This is a genomic window from Streptomyces sp. NPDC031670 (assembly GCF_055580545.1).
In genome coordinates, this window is record NZ_JBVILC010000002.1 from 262,063 (window position 1) to 282,126 (window position 20,064).

The 20,064-nt window shown below is 72.2% G+C and carries 18 protein-coding genes; 7 read left to right on the forward strand and 11 right to left on the reverse strand.

The window, feature by feature from the left end; translation table 11 throughout:
• The first annotated feature begins 443 nt into the window (after positions 1-443).
• A complete protein-coding gene (locus tag ACZ5ID_RS05235; protein ID WP_468893599.1) occupies positions 444-1,373 on the forward strand; it encodes a phosphorothioated DNA-binding restriction endonuclease in 930 nt (309 codons plus the stop codon).
• 15 nt (positions 1,374-1,388) lie between these two features.
• Here the strand turns inward: ACZ5ID_RS05235 and ACZ5ID_RS05240 are convergent, their stop codons facing one another.
• On the reverse strand, positions 1,389-1,616 hold the full coding sequence (locus tag ACZ5ID_RS05240) for a hypothetical protein (protein ID WP_468893601.1): 228 nt from the start codon (positions 1,614-1,616) through the stop codon (positions 1,389-1,391).
• A 129-nt stretch (positions 1,617-1,745) separates the two neighbouring features.
• On the opposite strand from ACZ5ID_RS05240, the gene ACZ5ID_RS05245 reads away from it, so the two are divergent.
• Positions 1,746-1,934, forward strand: a complete 189-nt coding sequence (locus ACZ5ID_RS05245) for a hypothetical protein (RefSeq protein ID WP_468893603.1) — start codon at positions 1,746-1,748, stop codon at positions 1,932-1,934.
• A 70-nt stretch (positions 1,935-2,004) separates the two neighbouring features.
• Here ACZ5ID_RS05245 and ACZ5ID_RS05250 read toward each other — a convergent pair whose 3' ends face one another.
• Positions 2,005-3,777 carry a S8 family serine peptidase gene (locus ACZ5ID_RS05250; protein WP_468893605.1) on the reverse strand — a complete coding sequence of 591 codons (1,773 nt, stop codon included), beginning with the start codon at positions 3,775-3,777 and terminating at the stop codon, positions 2,005-2,007.
• Between the two features lie 297 nt (positions 3,778-4,074).
• Here ACZ5ID_RS05250 and ACZ5ID_RS05255 point away from each other — a divergent pair, with 297 nt between their 5' ends.
• Together ACZ5ID_RS05255 and ACZ5ID_RS05260 are read left to right on the forward strand one after the other, a co-directional pair.
• A complete protein-coding gene (locus ACZ5ID_RS05255) occupies positions 4,075-4,836 on the forward strand; it encodes a TetR/AcrR family transcriptional regulator (RefSeq protein ID WP_468893607.1) in 762 nt (253 codons plus the stop codon).
• A 37-nt stretch (positions 4,837-4,873) separates the two neighbouring features.
• Complete coding sequence (locus ACZ5ID_RS05260) at positions 4,874-6,535, forward strand: FAD-binding dehydrogenase (protein ID WP_468893609.1); 1,662 nt, start codon at positions 4,874-4,876, stop codon at positions 6,533-6,535.
• Between the two features lie 81 nt (positions 6,536-6,616).
• On the opposite strand, the gene ACZ5ID_RS05265 is transcribed toward ACZ5ID_RS05260, so the two are convergent.
• The 3 genes from ACZ5ID_RS05265 to ACZ5ID_RS05275 form a co-directional block, all read right to left on the reverse strand.
• The gene (locus tag ACZ5ID_RS05265) at positions 6,617-7,174 is read right to left on the reverse strand and encodes a hypothetical protein (protein ID WP_468893611.1); all 558 of its coding nucleotides are present in this window, start codon (positions 7,172-7,174) and stop codon (positions 6,617-6,619) included.
• A gap of 174 nt (positions 7,175-7,348) precedes the next feature.
• A complete protein-coding gene (locus ACZ5ID_RS05270; protein ID WP_468893613.1) occupies positions 7,349-8,887 on the reverse strand; it encodes an alkaline phosphatase in 1,539 nt (512 codons plus the stop codon).
• 182 nt (positions 8,888-9,069) lie between these two features.
• On the reverse strand, positions 9,070-10,605 hold the full coding sequence (locus ACZ5ID_RS05275) for an LCP family protein (RefSeq protein ID WP_468893615.1): 1,536 nt from the start codon (positions 10,603-10,605) through the stop codon (positions 9,070-9,072).
• Between the two features lie 91 nt (positions 10,606-10,696).
• On the opposite strand from ACZ5ID_RS05275, the gene tatA reads away from it, so the two are divergent.
• The 3 genes from tatA (at position 10,697) to ACZ5ID_RS05290 (ending at position 13,835) form a co-directional block, all read left to right on the forward strand.
• Positions 10,697-10,933, forward strand: coding sequence for a Sec-independent protein translocase subunit TatA (gene tatA / locus ACZ5ID_RS05280; protein ID WP_468893617.1), 237 nt, complete (start codon positions 10,697-10,699; stop codon positions 10,931-10,933).
• Positions 10,934-11,102: 169 nt separating this feature from the next.
• Positions 11,103-12,869 carry a S9 family peptidase gene (locus tag ACZ5ID_RS05285; RefSeq protein WP_468894197.1) on the forward strand — a complete coding sequence of 589 codons (1,767 nt, stop codon included), beginning with the start codon at positions 11,103-11,105 and terminating at the stop codon, positions 12,867-12,869.
• Between the two features lie 201 nt (positions 12,870-13,070).
• Entirely contained in the window at positions 13,071-13,835 is a 765-nt protein-coding gene (locus ACZ5ID_RS05290; protein ID WP_468893619.1) for an SURF1 family protein, read from the forward strand.
• Positions 13,836-13,929: 94 nt separating this feature from the next.
• Here ACZ5ID_RS05290 and ACZ5ID_RS05295 read toward each other — a convergent pair whose 3' ends face one another.
• The 6 genes from ACZ5ID_RS05295 to recR form a co-directional block, all read right to left on the reverse strand.
• Positions 13,930-15,216 (reverse strand): hypothetical protein, encoded by a 1,287-nt coding sequence (locus ACZ5ID_RS05295; RefSeq protein WP_468893621.1) that lies wholly within the window; start codon positions 15,214-15,216, stop codon positions 13,930-13,932.
• On the reverse strand, positions 15,213-15,884 hold the full coding sequence (locus tag ACZ5ID_RS05300) for a SigE family RNA polymerase sigma factor (RefSeq protein ID WP_406555246.1): 672 nt from the start codon (positions 15,882-15,884) through the stop codon (positions 15,213-15,215). Before ACZ5ID_RS05300 ends, ACZ5ID_RS05295 begins: the two co-directional genes overlap by 4 nt.
• Before the next feature lie 295 nt (positions 15,885-16,179).
• Positions 16,180-17,235 (reverse strand): aspartate-semialdehyde dehydrogenase, encoded by a 1,056-nt coding sequence (locus ACZ5ID_RS05305; protein WP_468893623.1) that lies wholly within the window; start codon positions 17,233-17,235, stop codon positions 16,180-16,182.
• Positions 17,232-18,512, reverse strand: coding sequence for an aspartate kinase (locus tag ACZ5ID_RS05310; RefSeq protein ID WP_406555248.1), 1,281 nt, complete (start codon positions 18,510-18,512; stop codon positions 17,232-17,234). The genes ACZ5ID_RS05305 and ACZ5ID_RS05310 overlap by 4 nt, the downstream gene beginning before the upstream one ends.
• 206 nt (positions 18,513-18,718) lie before the next feature.
• Positions 18,719-19,378, reverse strand: a complete 660-nt coding sequence (locus tag ACZ5ID_RS05315) for a DUF5063 domain-containing protein (RefSeq protein ID WP_468893626.1) — start codon at positions 19,376-19,378, stop codon at positions 18,719-18,721.
• On the reverse strand, positions 19,371-19,970 hold the full coding sequence (gene recR / locus ACZ5ID_RS05320; protein WP_406555250.1) for a recombination mediator RecR: 600 nt from the start codon (positions 19,968-19,970) through the stop codon (positions 19,371-19,373). The genes ACZ5ID_RS05315 and recR overlap by 8 nt, the downstream gene beginning before the upstream one ends.
• Positions 19,971-20,064 lie beyond the last annotated feature (94 nt).

Below are 20,064 nucleotides of genomic sequence, written 5' to 3' on the forward strand. Positions count from 1 at the left end.
GCCCCCCAACGTGGCTGCGGTTGCCCCTTCCGACATGGGACCAGCCGCCCATGCCCTCGGCAAGACCGCCCGAAGCGGCTTGCCCATCCACAGCCGCACTAGGACGTACGTCTACGGACCTCAGGGCAGCCGAGAGGGCTACCGAGCCCAGGTCAAGGCCCTTCCGAAGTTGCTTCGGGACGAAGAAATCGTGGGTTGAATTCCCGCCACCCGGACAGCTGAAATACCAGGTCAAGGGCCCGCTCCTCACTGACAATCAGGGCCTTGCTGCGTCTTCGGTGATCGTTCGGAGGGCCTGAGTAAAGGAGCAGGCAGGCACCAGCGCTATCGGGCGTCGCGCCTCTGCCACCGGAGAGGCACTGTGACTGCCGAAGGTTCGAGGCTGGGCGAGGAGTTGCCGCCCGCGCACGGTCCTTTCTCGCCCCCTCACTACGATCCCCCTCATGGACTGGCTGGAGCGGGCCGCCAAGCTCAGGCAGTGGAGTCGCGGTGGGGTGCGCGCGCCGCACAAGCCGTTGTTGCTGCTGTACGCGCTGGGGCGTTTTCAGGCCGATGCCGCGGACGAGTTGCCGTACAGCGCCGTGGAGGGGGATCTGAAGCGGTTGCTCGCGGAGTACGGTCCGCCGCGTGGGACCACGCCCGCCTACCCCTTTCACCATCTGGTCAGCGACGGGGTGTGGGAGGTGCGGACCCGGCGCGGTGTCGGCAGCCCTGGCACCGGGGTGCGGGACCTGCGCGCCCACGGGGCCACCGGGCGGCTTGCGCCGGAACTTCAGGCCGCGCTCCGGCGGGAGCCCTCGCTGCTCGGCCGCATGGCACGGGTCCTGCTCGATCTGCACTTTCCGGTGTCGCTGCACCAGGACCTCTGCGCCGCCGTGGGCCTGGAGTTGGAGCTGGCCGAAACCGGTGATCTGGGCGCGGCCGGGAGGCGGCAGCGGGACCGGCGGATGCGGGAGATGGTGCTGACCGCGTACGAATACCAGTGTGCCTTCTGTGGCTACGACGGCATGATCGGCGCCGCGCCCGTCGGGCTGGAGGCCGCGCATGTGCGCTGGTGGGCCTTCGACGGTCCGGACGACGTCGACAACGGGCTGTGCCTGTGCTCGCTGCACCACAAGCTCTTCGACAAGGGCGTCCTCGGCCTGGACGCCGGCCACCGCGTCCTGGTCTCGCAGCAGTTCATCGGCCGCAGCCGAGCCGCTCGCGAGAATGTCACCGCCCTCGCCGGCCGTCCGCTCACGGGACCGCAGCCCGGCGCACTGCCCGTCGCGGCGCGGCACCGCTCCTGGCACACCCGCCAGGTCTTCCGGGGCAGCCCGCGCCCCGGTCCGGGGGCGCCGGCCGGGGAACCTTCGCGCACGCCCGCCCGTTGAACTCTTCGCGACCCCCTACCGCACCGGCCGCGACGCCTCCACCTCGATCCCCTTCACCATCATCCGGTCGTCGTACGCCACCCGCACGAACTGTCCGTCCCGGAACGCGCTCAGGACTCGCTCGATCACGAACTGGCTTGGGTGTGGCAGGCGTACCTCGCGGCCGTTGACCCTCAGCGTCATCTCGGCCTCGGTTCCCGGGAACGCGGCGATCGGCGCCTGCACGGCGGTGGCGTACGCCACGGAGTACTCGGGGGCTGCTGGGACTTGGGGTGCGGGTGCGGGTTGTGGCGGCTGCGGCTCAGCGCCCGGCGGGTACTGCTGCTGGAGCAGTGACTGGAACGGCTGCTGTCGGCCCCATTGGTTCACCTGGTGCAGCTGGTGGAGCTGGTGGAGTTGGTGCAGCTGTTGCTGGATGTGGGGCCGGGCGTCCATCCCACCGCCGCCCATCCCACCGCCCATCCCACCGTCCATCCCTCCCTCCATCCCACCGCCCCCACCCCCGCCCACGCCATGGCCCGAACCGACGCCATGGGCCCCGCCCTGATCGAAGTCCTGTGACCCGTTCATCTCGGGTTCCCTTTCCTCCCGTTGGCGTCTCGTCCCCGCCGCCTCGCGCCCGCCAACCCCCTCACCTCTCCCCCGTCACCCTCACCCCCACCACCTCGTCGTCATCCGTGTACCGCACGCGTACGACATGGCGGGCGCCCGCGAACGCCGTGTGGACCGCGATGCGCACGTGCGGTTCGGGGTCGGTCAGGGTGCGCCAGGCACCGTTTACGTACAGGTGCAGCCGCGTGGGGCCGGTCCGTGGGTCGGGTAGCAGGTCGTCCCGGAAGCGTTCCGCCAGGCCCTCCGTGGTCCGGCGGGGTACCAGGTCGGCCACGATCGCCCGCAGGTCCGGGCGGGTGCCGATGTGCTGGGAGGACGGGCGGCCCGGCGCCTCCCGCTGGGGCGAGCCGGTGCGGCGCAGCAGCGCGCGCAGGGGCTCGGGCGCGAGGGGCGCGAGCCCCGCCGTGCGCAGCATCCCCTGGAGCGCGGCCAGTACGCCCGCGACCTGCGCCGCCGCCGGTGACGTACCGGAGAACGCGTCCGTGTACCAGGTGTCCTCCGACTGACCGCCCTGGAGTTCGCCCGGTCGGTTCCAGAAGCCGCCCGCCGTGGTGACCTCGTGGCCCCAGCCCTGGGCGTCCACGCGCGTACCGAAGTTGGAGAAGCCGAGGCGGGAGCGGTCCGGGCCGTGGTCGCGGCCGTGGGTGCCCGGGGGCGGGGCGCCCGCGCCGACCACGATCGCGCCGGAGGACGGGGCCGCCGGGTCGAACGGGTTGCGCCACCACCCCGGGAAGCCGTCCGGGCGCGACTCGTACAGCGCGTCGTCCAGGCTCTCCGCGCCGTTCCCGGCCGCCTCGACGACCACCACGCCGCGGGCCGTCGCGTACCGTACGGCCGCGAAGTCGTCGGGCCACCACTCCAGCGGGATATGTCCGCGCTGGTCGTCGTCGGTCGCGTAGCCGAAGCGCGGGCCGGGGCGGTGCAGCGGGATCACCAGGATGTCGCCCGCGCCGAGGCGGTCGGCGGCGCGGGTGACGGCCCGGGCCGTGCCGATGCCGTGGATCGACGCGACCGCGAGGACGGCCTCCGGGACGATGCCCAGCGTGCCGCTGCCGTCGCGGCTGCCGCCGAGCACCCCGAGCACGGCGGTGCCGTGGTTGCGCCAGGCCAGGTCCTCGACGGGGGTGCCCGCGACCATCCCGGCGAGTTTCGGGCCGAGGTCGCGGTGGCCGAGCTGCCATGCCGCCTCCACGTCGACGATGCTCACGCCCTCGCCCGAGCCGCCCGCCTGGAGCCACGCCCATGCCGCGTCCACGCCGCCGGGCGCGGGCCCCAGATAACCCTGGCGTCCGCTGAAGTCGGGGGTCGCGGCCCCCTCCTTCTCGCGCCGCCCTTCACCGGCGCGGTCGTCGGGACCTCCGTCGTTCTCCTCCCTCCCGCCGAACGGGCCCGTCGCCGGGAGCGCGCTCGGCTTCACATACGCCGTGTCGATTCCGGGGAGACCCGCCAGCCGGCAGGCGAGTTCCTCCAGGCGGTCCTCGCCGCCGCGGACCCGGTGGAAGAGCGTGAGGTCGGGTACGTCGACACCGTGCCGGGGGAGCAGCGCCAGCGCCTCCCGCACCCTGGCCTCACTGCCGAACAGCGGTTCAAGGGCCAGCTGCTGGTCCATCAGGAACATGTCCAGGGCCCGCGAACCCGGGGGCTCCCCGTCCGGCGCCGAGCCGCCCGCGGTGAGCTCGGGGAGCGCGACGACGATCAGCTCCCGCTCGACGGGGTGGTACGCGAAACCCGCACCCTCGGGCCCTGGGTCCTGCGCCCCGGCCGGACCGGCCGCCCCGAGCGAGTCGCCCATGGCTCGCCTCCCATCCGTCGCGTCTCGGTACGCGCTCCCCCGGGCGCCGCGGCCCTGCCGCCGGGAAGAACCCTGCTGCGGGGAGCGGGAGCTGTACAGGACGCAAACGCGACAAAGGGCGGGGAACGCCGGACGCGGCCGAATCCTTGGGGGTGGTATCGGACAACCCGCCTGATGCGTACGAGGGTCCCGGTCGGACCGTCCGCTTGGCTCGGGACGGTCGCGGTCTGCCTGGTCAGACCCCTTGTGGATACATTCACGTATCCGATACGTTCCCGTATCCAAGAGGAGGACCCCATGGCCCCAGCCGCCGCCCCGGAACACCCGCCCGCGTCTCCGCCCACCTCCCAGCCCGTCTCCCCGGCCGCCCCCAAGCGCGTCACCGGCCGCCGCGCCCGTACCCGGCGGCGGCTGCTCGACTCCGCGCTTGAGGTGTTCGCCGAGGAGGGGTTCGGCCGGTCCACCGTCGAGCAGGTCTGTGAGCGCGCCGGATACACCCGGGGCGCCTTCTACTCGAACTTCACCTCCCTCGACGAGCTGTTCCTCGCCATGTGGGAGGAGCGCTCGGAGCGGCTGCTCACAGATGTGCGGGGCGCCCTGGCCGAGGTGTCGGCTGCGGCGCCCGAGGACGCCGTGCGGGCCGCGCTGCGGGCCATCCCGGTCGACGACGCCTGGTACCGGGTCACTGCCGAGTTCACCGCGCACGCCCTGCGCAATCCCGCCCTGCGGCGGGTGATGGCCGCCCGGGAGCAGGCGATCCAGGACGCGGTGCTGCCCGTGGTCGTGGCCGCGCTCGGGCGCGCGGGACGCCGGGTGACCGATGAGGACGCGCTCGGTCAGGCGCTCGTCGCGGTCCACGACGGCACCGCCGTACAGGTCCTGCTCGACCCCGCGAGCGAGACCGTCCGCGCCCGCCGCGAGGCGCTCTTCCTGCACGTTCTGCACGCCTACAGCACCGAAAGCGCCGGAAACACCGCAAGCACCGAAAGCGCCGGAAACACCGGAAACACGGAGAGCACCCGAAGTACTGAGAGCTCCGAGAACACCGCCGCCCCGTAACCCCGCACCCCGTAACCCCTACCCCCAGGAGACCGCCGTGAGTGACGACGCCGATGTCATCGTCGTGGGAGCCGGCCTCGCCGGGCTCGTCGCCACGTACGAACTCGTCCGCGCGGGCCGCAAGGTGCTCGTCGTCGACCAGGAGAACGAGGCCAACCTCGGCGGCCAGGCCTTCTGGTCGCTGGGCGGACTGTTCTTCGTGGACAGTCCCGAGCAGCGCCGGATGGGCATCAAGGACTCGTACGATCTCGCCCTCGCCGACTGGATGGGCTCGGCGGCCTTCGACCGCGAGCGTGAGGACCACTGGCCGCGCCAGTGGGCCAAGGCGTACGTCAACTTCGCCGCCGGGGAGAAGCGGAGCTATCTGCACGGGCTCGGGCTGCGTCTGACGCCGACCGTCGGATGGGCCGAGCGCGGCACGGGTACGGCGGGCGGGCACGGCAACTCGGTGCCCCGCTTCCATCTGACGTGGGGTACCGGCCCCGAGGTCGTCCGGGTCTTCCGTGAACCGGTCCTGGAGGCCGCCGCGCGCGGGCGCGTCACCTTCAAGTACCGCCATCGCGTGGACGGGCTGGTCGTCGAGGGCGGGGCGGCGGTCGGGGTGCGCGGCGCCGTCCTGGTGCCGTCGTCGGAGCCCCGCGGAGTGGCCTCCTCCCGGGAGGCACACGGCGAGTTCGAGCTGCGCGCGCAGGCCGTCGTCGTCACCTCCGGGGGTATCGGCGGCGACCACGAACTGGTCCGCAGGAACTGGCCGGCCGAGCGGATGGGGCCCGCGCCGCGCTCGATGGTGACGGGTGTGCCCGCGTACGTCGACGGGCGGATGCTGGGGATCACCGAGGAGGCGGGCGGCTCGGTCGTCAACCGCGACCGGATGTGGCACTACACCGAGGGCCTGAAGAACTGGGACCCGGTCTGGCCCGGCCACGGCATCCGGATCCTCCCCGGGCCCTCCTCGCTGTGGCTGGACGCGACCGGGCGGCGGCTCCCCGCGCCGTTCTTCCCCGGCCACGACACCCTCGGCACGCTCAAGCACATCGTGGGGACCGGCCATGACCACACCTGGTTCGTGCTGACGCGTTCCATCGTGGAGAAGGAGTTCGCGCTCTCCGGCTCGGAGCAGAACCCCGACATCACCGGCAAGGACCTGAAGCTGGCCCTGTCGCGGGTGCGCAAGGGCGCCCCCGGCCCCGTGCAGGCCTTCCTCGACCACGGCGAGGACTTCGTCGTCCGCCGTACCCTGCGCGACCTCGTCGACGGCATGAACGCGATCTCACCCGGCCCCAAGCTCGAACTCGACCAGGTGCGACGGGAGATCCAGGCGCGCGACCGCGAGATCGACAACGCCTACGGCAAGGACTTCCAGGCCATGTCGGTGCGCAACGCGCGTGCGTATTGGCCGGACCGCCTCTCCCGGGTCGCCAAACCGCACCGGCTGCTCGACCCGGCGCACGGCCCGCTCATCGCCGTACGGCTGCATGTGCTGACGCGCAAGACGCTGGGCGGTCTGGAGACGACGTTGGAGTCCCAGGTCGTACGCCCGGACGGGACGCCGTTCGAGGGGCTGTACGCGGCCGGGGAGGTCGCCGGGTTCGGCGGGGGTGGGGTGCACGGCTACAACGCGCTGGAGGGGACGTTCCTCGGCGGCTGCATCTTCTCGGGCCGGGCGGCCGGACGGGCCCTGGCCCGCCGGCTGGCGTGACCCCACGGCCCCGTGGCCGCCGCGAACAGGTGCCTGCCGGCTACTCGTTGACGAGGACCGGGACGGCCAGGTGCCTGTGGGTCACTCGTTGACGAGGACCGGGACGGACAGGACCGCGCTCGCCGGGGTCCCCGTCAGGGCGGTCTTCGGGGCTGCGGTGAAGTCGATGCCGGCGCCCTCCGCGCGGGGCTTCGCGTGTCCGGCGGTGCCGTGGGCGGCCTCGCCCGCCTCGCCCTCCTCCGCGTACTGGAAGGAGCCGGTGCCGACCAGACGGCCGCGTTCGTCGTAGAACGCGGCACGCAGCTCCAGGGCGAGCACGTCGCTCACGTCGGAGGTGATGGTGAAGTGGCCGGTGACGGACGGCTTGCGCTCCGACAGCGCCAGCTTCGTGATCCGGACCCGGTCCGTGAACGGGCCCTGCTCCAGCTGTACTTCGCCCTTCGCGGGGGCCTTGGCGAGGGTCGTGGCGGGCGCGGGCGCGCCGCGCGGCGCGGGGAAGGTGACGGCCGGGGCCGCCGCCTGTTCGGCCCGGGCGGGCCGCTGCCCGGCGTCGGCCGTGTCGTCCCCGGAGCCCCCGCAGGCCGTGGTGAGGGCCAGGACGGTCAGGGCGAGAGCGGCCAGCCGGATCGAGCGGTTCACTGCGTACTCCTGAAGTGGCGGTGCGGGGCCGGGGGAGGGTGGTCCCCCGGCCCCTGGTGGGGCGGTGCTGGTGATCAACCGCCTATGTCGTGGCGGGCGTTGGGGTCAGGTTTCACGTGAAACAGCGGTGCGTCGTTTCACGTGAAACAGTGCGCCCTCAACCGTCCCGTCGGATCAGCCGCGCGGTGCCCGGCCGAACAGCGAGCCGTACATCTTGGTGTACAGCTCGGTGTTGATCTGGCTCGCCGCGAACTTCTCGGCGCCCGGCCCGTACGCGTAGATCGGCACATCGGCGCCGGTGTGGTTGCCGGAGAGGTAGGTCAGCCACAGGCTCGCCTCGGGGCTGCCGTCCTTGACGCCCGCCGGGTCGTCCGGCGTACGGAAGGTCGCCGGGGCGAAGTTCTTGGCGTCACCGGAGCCGGCGCCGTTGAGGATGCCGGACGAGCGGACCGGGTCCTTGGCACCCGACTTGTCACGCGACGGCGTGGAGTTGTTCGCCGGGTTGCCGGCGTCCGTGTTGGCCGGGGGCGCGACCGACTCGGCGTTGGTGTAGGTGCCCTTTTCGATGATGTTGAAGCCCGCGCACTCGTGGTCGGCGGTGACGACGACCAGCGTGTGTCCGTCCTTGCGGGCGAAGTCGTACGCGGCCTTGACCGCGTCGTCGAACGCCTTGACCTCGGCCAGCGTCTGGGCGGCGTCGTTGGCGTGCGAGCGCTTGTCGATCTGGGCGCCCTCGATCTGGAGGAAGAAGCCCTTCCTGGAGCGCCCGTTGAGCAGGTCGATCGACTTCTTCGCCATGTCGGCGAGGGTCGGCTCCTGCTTCTGCGGGGCGTCCGCCGGGAGACCGGCCTTGGCCTGCTCGACGGTGAGGTTGCCCCGGTTGAAGAGGCCGACGACCCTCTTGGCCTTGACCGCGTCGAGGTCGGCCTTGGTGGCGACCTTCTGGCTGGCGGCGCTCTGGGCGGGCAGGCTCGGGTCGCCGAAGCTGCCGAGCACCTGGTAGCCCTGGGCCTGAAGGGCCTTCTGGTCGTCCGGCTCGAAGCGGGCGAGACCGCCGCCGAGCACGACGTCGGCCGTGCCGTTGCGGGCGATCTGCTCGGCGACCGGAGTGATCAGCGTCTTGTCCTCGGGAGCCTTCTCGTACGAGCCGTCCGCGTTCTTCGGCAGACAGGCCGCGTCCGAGTACACCGGGCCCTGGCAGCCGCGCAGCAGCACATGGCTGAACTGGGCGCCCGGGGTCGCGTCGGTGATCTCGGCGGTCGAGACGTTGCCCGTGGCGAACCCGGCCTTCTTGGCCTGCTCCATCAGCGTCACTCGGCGCTTCTCGTACGCGTCCACGCCCAGCGCGGCGTTGTACGTCTTCACACCGGAGGACCAGGCGGTCGCGGAGCTGGCCGAGTCGGTGACCAGCGCGGGCTGGTCGGTGCCCTTCTCCACGGCGTACGTGGCGACCGCGCCGGTGTAGGGCAGGCGCTCCATGTTCAGCTTGCCCTGGGCACCGTAGTAGCGCTCGCGGCCGGCGGTGACATGAGTGCGGCCCATGCCGTCGCCGAGGAGGTAGATGACGTTGTGTATCTCCTGGCCGTGGCCCGGGAAAGGCCGGCCGCCGTGCTGCGGGGCGGAGTTGGCCGTGACGGCGCTGCCCGCCGCGACGGCGGAGGCCAGCGCCACCACCGTCAGTGCCTTGCGGCGCTTGTGTCCCATGGATCTCATGGCCGCGAAGCTATGAGCCGAAAATGAACGAGTTGTGAGGCGCGGGCGTACGGCGGACGAACGCCTGCGCCCTTCCACGGTGGCGTATCGGCCGATGCCACGACCGACGGCCTTCAGCGACGGCCCCAGCCCTGGCCCTGGCCCTGCGTCGTAGCGCCACGCCCCGCCCCCGTGCCCCTCCCTCACCCGTACGAGAGTCCCGAGCAGATGTCGGCGTCCGCCGAGCGGGCCTTCTGGGCGACCTCGGAGGGGACGGCGGCGGGGGCGTCGTCCGTGGGCGCGGTGTCCGTGGAGGCGGAGTCCGTGGATGCCTGCGCGTACGTCGAGCCGAGGATGACGGTGAGGCCAGCCGCGCGGGCCGGACGCAGCAGCGCGCCGGGGAAGCGCCGGGCGAGCGTGTCGGCGTGGGTGCGGTCGTCCGGTCCGTACTCGATGACGGTGTGGACGAAGTCCTGCGTGGCGGCGGTCGCGGTGCCGGTGACCCGGTAGCCGCCCGCCTTCAGGGAGTCGGCCGCGCGGGCGGCCAGGCCCGTGGTGGTGGTGCCGTTGTAGACGGCGACGGCCACTCCGGCGCCGGGCGGCGGGGCGCTCGGGCCGGGTGGGGCGGGCCGGTCCGGTTCCTGCTTGCCGCCCGCGTACTTGCCGTCGACCGTGCGGTCCGCCCGCAGGGCCGCGAAGAGCGCGTCGGCCTGCGGCCGGACCATCGCCACGCGCGCGCCCTCGTACCGCCAGGGCAGGGTGACGAACTTGGTGTTGTGCAGGTCGACGCTCTTCATCGACATCGCGAAGGAGATCAGTTTGTCGGCCGATCCCAGGCCCGGGTCGACGGTCAGGGAGCTGGTGGCGGCCTTGGCGAGCGGGAGCAGGGTGGTCGGGTTGAGGCCCTGCTGCTTGACCTTCTTCATGAGGGCGCCGATGAACGCCTGCTGGCGCTGGATGCGGCCGATGTCCGAGCCGTCGCCGATGCCGTGCCGGATGCGTACGTAGTCGAGGGCCTTCTGACCGGAGACCTCCTGGACGCCCTTGGTGAACAGCCGCTCCCCGCGCGCGTGGCGGTTGGGGTTGAGGTCGCCCTCGTAGATGTCCTTGGGCACACAGACCTGGACGCCGCCGACGGCCCGGGTCATCTTGGCGAAGCCCGCGAAGTCCACGACGACGGTGTGGTCGACGCGCAGCCCGGTCAGCTTCTCCACGGTGTTCTGGGTGCAGGCCGGGTTGCCCTGGGCGGTGGCGCCCACGGAGAACGCCGAGTTGAACATCACGTTGTGCTGCGTCCTGGTCCAGTCGCCGTTCGGCAGCTTGCAGGGCGGTACGTCGACGAGGGTGTCGCGGGGCAGGGAGACGGCCGTGGCGTGTTTGTGGTCGGCGTGGACGTGCATCAGGAAGGCGGTGTCCGAGCGGCCGATGTCACCACTGCCGTGGCCGTACTGGACGTTGTCGCCCGCGCGTGAGTCCGAGCCGATGACCAGCACGTTCTGGCCCTTGGCCGAGGCGGCGGGGCGCTCGCCCGAGATCCCGCCGTCGTCGAAGGTGCGGATGTCGCCGTTGAGCTGGAAGTAGACCCAGCCGAGCCCGGCCGCCGCGAGGACCAGCAGGGCCACGGGTACGGCCAGCACCAGGCGCAGCCTGCCGTGTCCGCGCCGCCCGGCCGGGGGCGCGCCGGGGGCGCCCCTCCGGCTCCCGCCGCGTGCCTGTCCCGCCTTGTGGCTGCCTGCCATCCGTACGCCCTGTCCGTGTCCGATTGGTTGTACAGTTGCGCAATGTAGCAAGTCTTGCTGAGAGTGTCGCCGAGAGTGGAAGGACGACGGGATGTTCCTGCGCAACGGACTGGAACCCTGGCATCTGCTGATCGTCGCCGTGGTGCTGATCCTGCTCTTCGGCTCCAAGAAACTGCCCGACACCGCGCGGGCGCTGGGCAAGTCGCTCCGGATCCTCAAGAGCGAGACGCGGGCGATGAAGGACGAGTCCGGCACCCCCCGGCCGGACGCAGCCCAGCCCAACACCCCCCGGCCGGACGTTCCTCAGCCGGACGCCTCGCACCTGTGACCGGCTCCCGGCCGGAGCCCCCGCACCCCTGAGCGCTCCCGGCCGGACGCCCCGCCCCCTCGCCGCCACCGGCACCCTTCGACATGCACACGCCCATAGTTGTCCACAGGCTGCGGACGGTGTGGGCGGGTTGTCGGCGTGGCGGCGCATGATGGGGTCCATGAACGAGATGCCGGAGTGGGAGAAGCGGTTCAGGGCGCCCAGGGTCGGGCTCCCCGACTGGGCGGAGGACGCCCCGGACCGCTCGCTGTTCGTGTCCAACGCGACGGGGACGTACGAGCTGTACGCATGGGACCGCGCGAGCGGCGCCCAGCGTCAGGCGACGGACCGGCCGAACGGGACGACGGACGGGGTGCTGAGCCCGGACGGCGAATGGATCTGGTGGTTCAACGACAAGGACGGCGACGAGTTCGGCGTATGGATGCGCCAGCCGTTCGGTGGGGGCCCCGACGAGCCCGCCGTGCCCGGTCTTGAGCCGTCCTATCCGGCGGGCCTCGCGCTCGGCCGGGACGGCACGGCGGTGGTCGGCCGCTGCACCGACGAGGACGGCACCACGGTCCACGTCGTCCGGCCCGGGACCGCTCCGGTCGAGATCTACCGGCACCGCGAGTCGGCGGGCGTCGGCGACCTCTCGTACGACGGCACGCTGATCGCCCTGGAGCACACCGAGCACGGCGACGCGATGCACTCGGCGCTGCGCGTGGTCCGGCTCGACGGCTCCACGGCGGCCGAGCTCGACGACAGCGAGGGCGGCACCGAGGAGCTCGGTCTTGAGGTGCTGGGCTTCGCGCCGCTGCCCGGCGACACCCGGCTGCTCGTCGCCCACCAGCGCCGGGGCCGCTGGGAGCCCATGGTGTGGGACGTGACGTCCGGCGAGGAGACCGACCTCGCGCTCGAACTGCCCGGTGACGTGGTGGCGGAGTGGTATCCGGACGGGTCGGGGCTGCTCGTCGTGCACAGCTTCGAAGCCCGCAGCGAGCTGTTCCGGTACGACCTGGCGGCGGCCGAGCTGATCGAGGTGGAGACCCCGGCCGGCTCGGTCTCGGGCGCCACGGCCCGGCCCGACGGGACCGTGGAGTACCTGTGGTCCTCGGCGGCCCGCCCGTCCGAGGTGCGGTCCACCACGGGCGCGGTCGTCCTCGACCCGCCGGGGATGAAGGCACCGGCCTCGGTTCCGGTGGAGGACGCGTGGGTGGAGGGGCCCGGGGGCCGTATCCACGCGCTGGTGCAGAAGCCGGCCGGGGCGGGCCCGTTCCCGACGGTCTTCGAGCTCCACGGCGGGCCGACCTGGCACGACAGCGACGCGTTCGCGGCGGGCCCGGCGGCCTGGGTCGACCATGGATACGCGGTGGTCCGCGTCAACTACCGGGGCTCCACCGGCTACGGCAGACAGTGGACGGACGCGCTCAAGCACCGGGTCGGGCTCATCGAGCTGGAGGACGTGGCGGCGGTCCGGGAGTGGGCGGTGTCGTCCGGCCTCGCCGACCCGTCGCGGCTCGTGCTGGCGGGCGCGTCCTGGGGCGGCTATCTGACCCTGCTCGGCCTCGGCACCCAGCCGGACGTATGGGCGCTCGGGATCGCGGTGGTGCCGGTCGCGGACTATGTGACGGCGTACCACGACGAGATGGAAGCCCTCAAGGCGATGGACCGCACGCTGCTCGGCGGTACGCCGGAGGAGGTGCCGGAGCGCTTCGAGGCGTCGTCGCCGCTGACGTATGTGGACGCGGTGAAGGCGCCCGTCTACATCTCGGCGGGCGTCAACGACCCGCGCTGCCCGATCCGCCAGGTCGAGAACTACGTGGACCGCCTGGCCGCGCGCGGCGCGGTGCACGAGGTGTACCGCTACGACGCGGGGCACGGTTCGCTGGTCGTGGAGGAGCGGATCAAGCAGGTACGGCTGGAGCTGGAGTTCGCGGGGAGGCATCTGGGGAGCTGACCCCGGCCCCGGGCACCGCGCACCCGGCCCCCGCACCTGCGGGCCCGCACACCCGGACCCCGCACGCGCGGACCCTGCGCCCCCGCACACGCCGGAGCCGCACACCCCCCAACCCGCGCACCCCGATCCCGCGCACCGCGACCCGCACACCACGGGCACCCCGCGGCCCCGGACCCCCGGGGGGTTCCGTACCGTGGTGGTGTGTACCGGTTCCTGCTGACGCCCCGCTGGTGGGGGATCAACGTCTTCGTCGTGCTGGCCATCCCCTTCTGCGTGTTCATGGGGTCCTGGCAGCTCGGCCGCTTCGAGGACCGCGTGCAGTCGCACAACGCGGCCGAGGAGCGGCCCGACCCCGCCGGGCAGCAGGCCGCGCCGCTGCGCGAGCTGCTGCCCGTCGACCAGAAGACCTCGGGCCGCACGGCGAGCGCGACCGGGCGGTACGGGGAGCAGTTCCTGGTGCCGGACCGGCAGGTGGACGGGCACGACGGGTCGTATGTGCTGACCCTGCTGCGTACCGAGGGCGGCAAGGCGCTGCCGGTGGTGCGCGGATGGCTGCCCGAGGGGCGCCCGGCGCCCGCGCCGCCCACCGGCGAGGTCACCGTCACCGGGGCGCTCCAGGCGTCCGAGACACCGGGGACGGACGGGGTGAACGCCTCGGGCGGGCTGCCCCGGGGGCAGCTCGGGATGATCAGCGCGGCGTCGCTGGTCAACCTGGTGCCGTACGAGGTCTACGACGCGTGGGTCACGCTGACGACGGCGGACCCGGGGATGACGGCGGTGCCGGCCGTGAAGCCGCCGAACACCGGGCTGGATCTGAAGGCGTTCCAGAACCTCGGGTACACCGGCGAGTGGTTCGTCTTCGCCGGGTTCGTGGTGTTCATGTGGTTCCGGCTGCTCCGGCGGGAGGCCGAGGCGGCGGAGGACGCCGAGCTGGGGCTGGCGCCCGAACCGAGCGGTACGGGCTGAGCCCTACAGGCTGAGTGGTACGAGCCAAGCGGTACGAGCCGAGCGGTACGGGCGGACCACAGGCGGCGGCGGCCCCACCCCCACCCCCGTCCCCTCAGGGCGTGGCCGGGGCCGGGGCCGCCAGGACTCCTGTGCGGTAGATCGTTCCGGCGCAGGCGTTGGGAATGGTCGCCTCGGCCGTCGGGGCGCCGGGCTCCGCCACGTGGGTCACCGCGACCTTGCCGTCCGCCGGAGTGGCCGGCGTCGCCGGGTCGACCGCGGCCAGTTGGGGCTGGGTGCCGGTCGTCGCCGTCACGGTGCCGGTGCCCGCGGTCGCCCCGCCGCCGCCCCCTCCGCCGGCCGTCGAAGGCGAGGGGTCGGGCGAGGGCTGCGGCTTGGGGCACGTCTCGGACGGCACCCAGGCGAACTTGATCTCGTAAGCGGCCGTCGGCTTGAGCACCAGGCCGGTGGCTTCGAGCGAGGGGTCGGGCAGCCCGGCCGCCGGGTCGCCGGTGGCGTGGTCGACGACGGTGATCCGGGAGGCGTCGGCCGCGCCGAGCGCCTGGAAGTCGACCCTGCCGGCCCCGCTGACCTGGCAGAGCTTCTTGGAGACATTGGCGACGCGGAACGTGCCGTACACCTTGCCGTCGGCGTCGGGCCTGCTGACGCGCGCGGACTTCACTCCGAGTTCGGTGGCGTCGCAGGCCGGTGAGTCGACCTCGACGGGCCCGCCGACGGGTGCGCTCGGGCCCCCCGCCGTGCCGCCGGCGGCGGTCGGGCCGGGCTCCTGGGACTTCACGGTGCCGCTCGGTGCCGGGGCGGGGGTGCTGCGGCCGGAGGGCCGGCCGGCCGCCCGCCCGCCGTCCTCCACGCCCGGCGCGGTGCCGGTGCCGCCCTGGGTCTGCCTGCCGTGCCCGGCGATGGCGGGCCGCTCCTCGGGCGTCCCGCCGGTGTTGGCGACGTGCAGAAAGGCGGGGATCGCGGTGCCGATGAGCAGTGCCGCGGCGACCGCGCCGACCACCGCCTGCCGCTTGCGCGCCTGCCGGGCGGGGACGGCCCGGCGCAGCTGGTCCAGGGCCCCGTCGGACGGCTCCAGGCCGTCCACCGCGCCGTGCAGCAGCCGGCGCAGCGCGTCCTCGTCGGGTGTGAGGCCAGGTGGGAAGGGGTCGTTCACAATGCCGTTTCCAGTCCGGTCGTCCCAAGGGCGGTCGGACCCGTATGTGCTCTCCCCGTGATGGCGGTCGCCGTGGTGCCCGTGTTCCCCCCGGGCCCCGGCCGCGCCGTCGGCGCCGAGGGCGCCAGGTGCGTAGTCGTCGCGGCGGTCGCGGTGGTCGCCGCGCTCCCCGCCGTCTCCCCGTCGGTCCTCCCTGTCCCCGAATCCCGCATTCCACTTGGCGCTCATACCGGTGCCTCCATGGCTATCCGGAGGGCCGCGATACCGCGCGAGCCGTATGCCTTCACCGAGCCCAGGGATATCCCCAGCGTCTCGGCGACCTGGGACTCGGTCATGTCCGCGAAGTACCGCAGCACGAGCACCTCGCGCTGGCGGCGCTGGAGGCCGCGCATGGCCTTGATCAGCGCGTCCCGCTCCAGCTGGTCGTACGCCCCCTCCTCGGCGCTCGCCATGTCGGGCATCGGCTTGGAGAGCAGCTTCAGCCCGAGGATGCGGCGGCGCAGGGCGGAGCGGGAGAGGTTGACGACGGTCTGGCGCAGATACGCGAGGGTCTTCTCGGGTTCACGCACGCGCGAACGGGCCGAGTGCACGCGGATGAAGGCCTCCTGGACGACGTCCTCGCAGGAGGCCGTGTCGTCGAGCAGCAGCGCGGCGAGCCCGAGCAGCGAGCGGTAGTGCGCGCGGTAGGTCTCGGTGAGATGGTCGACGGTGGTCCCTGCGGCCATGGTGTCGTCAGTGCCCTCGCGGGCCGACGTCGGCTGCGCGGGGACGCGGGTGGGGCGCGCGGTCGGCATGGGGGCGATCACCGGCATGCCGCCGGCAGGCCACGGCCGCCGGAGCGGACGGACCACTGCGCCGCGTACCGGAATCGCGGTGATATCGAGAACCTCTGCCACGCCAGTTGGACACGCTTCCCCCCGTCAGGGTTGTACGCGTACGACACCGTTTTTGACAGTGCGACAAATGCCCTCATGCGTACTCGCTCTTCCCCAATGCCCCGATATTTACGGCACCTTGATGGGCGACCGCATAGACGCTCCATGCCGGGCTGCCGGTTGCAGGGACACGGAAATGAATCGTGTAACAGGGCAACGGCGCAGTTCAAGTGGTACAGACCAGCGACTTGCTCACAGAGCGTTCACAGATCGTACAAACTCTGTGGCCTTCTCCGCCGGGAAATCGCTCGGGTGTTCAGCGGGGGAATTCGCCGGCCGCCAGCTCGGCGATCTGAGCGGCGTTCAAAGCCATGCCCTTGCGGAGGTTGTCTCCGCAGACGAAGAGATCGAGCGCGCACGGATCGTCGGGCGAGCGCCGGACCCGTCCCACCCAGGCGGGATCGGTGCCGACCGCGTCGGCGGGCGTGGGGAACTCCCCCGCGGCCGGGTCGTCCAGGAGCACCACGCCGGGCGCGGTCGCCAGGATCTCGTGGGCCCGCGCCACCTCGACCTCGTTCTCGAAGGTCGCGTGGACGGAGACGGAGTGGGTGGTGACCACCGGGACCCGGACACAGGTCGCGGCCACCGCGAGCCGCGGCAGGCCGAGCACCTTGCGGGTCTCCTCGCGCAGCCCCAGCTCCTCGCTGGACCAGCCGTCCCCGGCCGGGTCCCCGGACCAGGGCACCACGTTGAGCGCCACCGGCGCCGCGAACGGCCCGGTGTCCTCGCCCACGGCCCGGCGCACATCGCCGGGCGCGGTGCCCAGTTCCGTACCGGCGACGAGGGAGAGCTGTCCGCGCAGGGCCGCGACACCGGCCCGGCCGGCGCCGCTGACCGCCTGGTACGTGGAGACGACCAGCCCGCTCAGGCCGTACTCGGCGTGCAGCGCGCCCACCGCCACGATCAGCGCGAGGGTGACGCAGTGCGGGGAGGCCACGATCCCGCGCGGACGCAGCCGTACGGCATGGGGGTTGACCTCGGGCACCACCAGCGGCACGTCCGGGTCCAGCCGGAAGGCGGCCGAGGTGTCGACGACCACGGCGCCCTTGGCCGCGGCGACCGGCGCCCACTGGGCGGCGACCTGCTCGGGCACCAGGAAGAGGGCGACGTCGACGCCGTCGAGCGCCTCCTCGTCCAACGCGAGGACCTCGCACTCCTCGCCGCGCACCGCGAGCTTGCGGCCCGCCGAGCGCGCGGAGGCGACCAGCCTGATCTCGCCCCAGACGTCCGCGCGCTGGGACAGGATCCGGAGCAGCACCGCGCCGGCGCTCCCGGTCGCACCGACGACCGCGAGCGCCGGCTTGCGGGTCATCGTCCGGTGCCCCCGTAGACCACCGCTTCGTCGGAGTCGGAGTCGAGGCCGAAGGCGGTGTGCACGGCGCGGACGGCCTCGTTGACGTCGTCCGCGCGGGTGACCACCGAGATACGGATCTCGGAGGTCGAGATGAGCTCGATGTTGACCCCGGCGTCGCTGAGCGCCTCGAAGAACCCGGCCGTGACACCCGGGTTGGTCTTCATCCCGGCGCCGACCAGCGAGATCTTGGCGATCTGGTCGTCGTAGCGCAGCGACTCGAAGCCGATGGTCGCCTTGGCCCGCTCCAGGGCGTCGATGGCCTTGCGGCCCTCGGACTTGGGGAGCGTGAACGAGATGTCGGTCAGCCCGGTCGAGGCGGCCGACACGTTCTGCACGACCATGTCGATGTTGATCTCGGCGTTGGCGATGGTCCGGAAGATGGCCGCGGCCTCGCCCGGCTTGTCGGGGACCCCGACGACCGTGATCTTCGCCTCGGAGACGTCGTGGGCGACTCCGGAGATGATGGCGTGCTCCACCTGCTGACCTTCCGCCCGGGTACGTGGTTCGTTGCTGACCCAGGTGCCCTGAAGTCCGCTGAAGGACGAGCGCACATGGATCGGGATGTTGTATCGGCGTGCGTACTCGACGCAGCGGTGCAGCAGCACCTTGGAGCCGGACGCGGCCAGCTCCAGCATGTCCTCGAAGGAGATCCAGTCGATCTTCCGGGCCTTCTTGACCACCCGCGGGTCGGCGGTGAACACCCCGTCGACGTCGGTGTAGATCTCGCAGACCTCGGCGTCGAGCGCCGCCGCGAGGGCGACCGCCGTGGTGTCGGAACCGCCGCGGCCGAGCGTGGTGATGTCCTTCTTGTCCTGGGACACGCCCTGGAACCCGGCCACGATCGCGATGTTGCCCTCGTCGAGGGCGGTGCGGATGCGGCCCGGCGTGACGTCGATGATCCGCGCCTTGTTGTGGACCGAGTCCGTGATGACGCCGGCCTGGCTGCCCGTGAACGACTGGGCGTTGTGGCCCAGGTTTTTGATCGCCATGGCCAGCAGGGCCATGGAGATCCGCTCTCCGGCGGTCAGCAGCATGTCGAACTCACGGCCGGTAGGCATCGGGGATACCTGCTCGGCGAGATCGATCAACTCGTCCGTCGTGTCGCCCATCGCGGAAACCACGACAACGACCTGGTGGCCGTTCTTCTTGGCTTCCACGATCCGCTTGGCGACGCGCTTGATGCCCTCGGCATCCGCAACGGAGGAGCCTCCGTACTTCTGCACGACAAGGCCCACGTGCGCTCCTCGCTCAGTCCATTACTGCGGTCGGCTCAGTCTAACGAGCGGGCCGGATCCGCCCGGGAGGTGCCACATCGTGAGATGTCCCGCTCGCGATGCGGCGAGTCCCGGGAGGGGGGGTCGGATCCGGTCCGCTCGTGAAGGCGCACCTGCCCCTCCACCTCGCGGATACGCACGGTGTGGGACGGCTCACAGACCGCGGGCTACTTGACCGTACGCAGACCCAGCGGGCCCGCGATCTCCTCGGCCATCACCCGGCCCGCCGCGTCCGCGAGCGACTCCTCGGACAGGTCCTCGTCCGTGTCCAGGCCGTCCAGCTCCTCCAGGGGCTGGTTGAGGCGGACATGGGCGACCAGGGACTGAAGGGCGCGCAGGGTGGCGGAGGCGGTGGAGCCCCAGTTGGAGAAGTAGGAGAACTGCCACCACCACAGGGCCTCGCTGACCCGGCCCGCGCGGTAGTGGGCGAGGCCGTGGCGCAGGTCGGTGACGACATCGGCCAGGTCGTCGGAGATCCGGCAGGGGACGGGCGCCTTGCGCGGCTCGTACGGGTCGAAGACCTCCGAGTACACGTCGATCGGCTCCAGCAGGGCGGCGAACCGCTCGCGCAGGTCGTCGACGTCCGGCTCGGGGCCGAGGTCCGGCTCGTACCGCTCGTCCGGGACGATGTCCTCGTGCGCGCCGAGGCGGCCCCCGGCGAGCAGCAACTGGGAGACTTCCAGGAGCAGGAACGGCACGGCGCTGTCCGGCTCGTCGCCCTTGGCCACCTCGGTGACCGCGACGATGAAGGACTCGACCTGGTCGGCGATCTGGACCGCGAAGGAGTCCGGATCCTGGTTGACCGCGTGCAGCGTTGCGTCAGACATCGAGAAGTCGCCTTCCTTCAAAGGCCCGCCCGAGCGTGACCTCGTCCGCGTACTCAAGGTCTCCCCCGACGGGGAGTCCGCTGGCCAGCCGGGTGACCCGCAGGCCCATCGGCTTGATCATGCGGGCGAGGTACGTCGCCGTGGCCTCGCCCTCCAGGTTCGGGTCGGTGGCCAGGATCAGCTCGGTGACCGTGCCGTCGGCGAGCCGGGCGAGCAGCTCGCGGATGCGCAGATCGTCCGGGCCGACCCCCTCGATGGGGCTGATGGCTCCGCCGAGCACGTGGTAGCGGCCCCGGAACTCACGGGTCCGCTCGATCGCCACGACGTCCTTGGGCTCCTCCACCACGCAGATGACGGCCTGGTCGCGGCGCGGGTCGCGGCAGATGTTGCACCGCTCCTCCTGCGCCACGTTGCCGCACACCGCGCAGAACCGGACCTTGTCCTTCACTTCGAGCAGGGCGTGCGCGAGGCGGCGCACATCGGTGGGCTCGGTCTGGAGGATGTGGAAGGCGATCCGCTGCGCGCTCTTGGGACCGACGCCGGGCAGCCTGCCCAATTCGTCGATGAGGTCCTGGACCACGCCTTCGTACAACGGACTGCCTCTCGTGGGTCTTCCGGGTGCTTACGGTAGTTGGTGGGCGGGCGCCGCAGAAGGGCGGACCCGCGTTGTTCACCACTGTTCACAT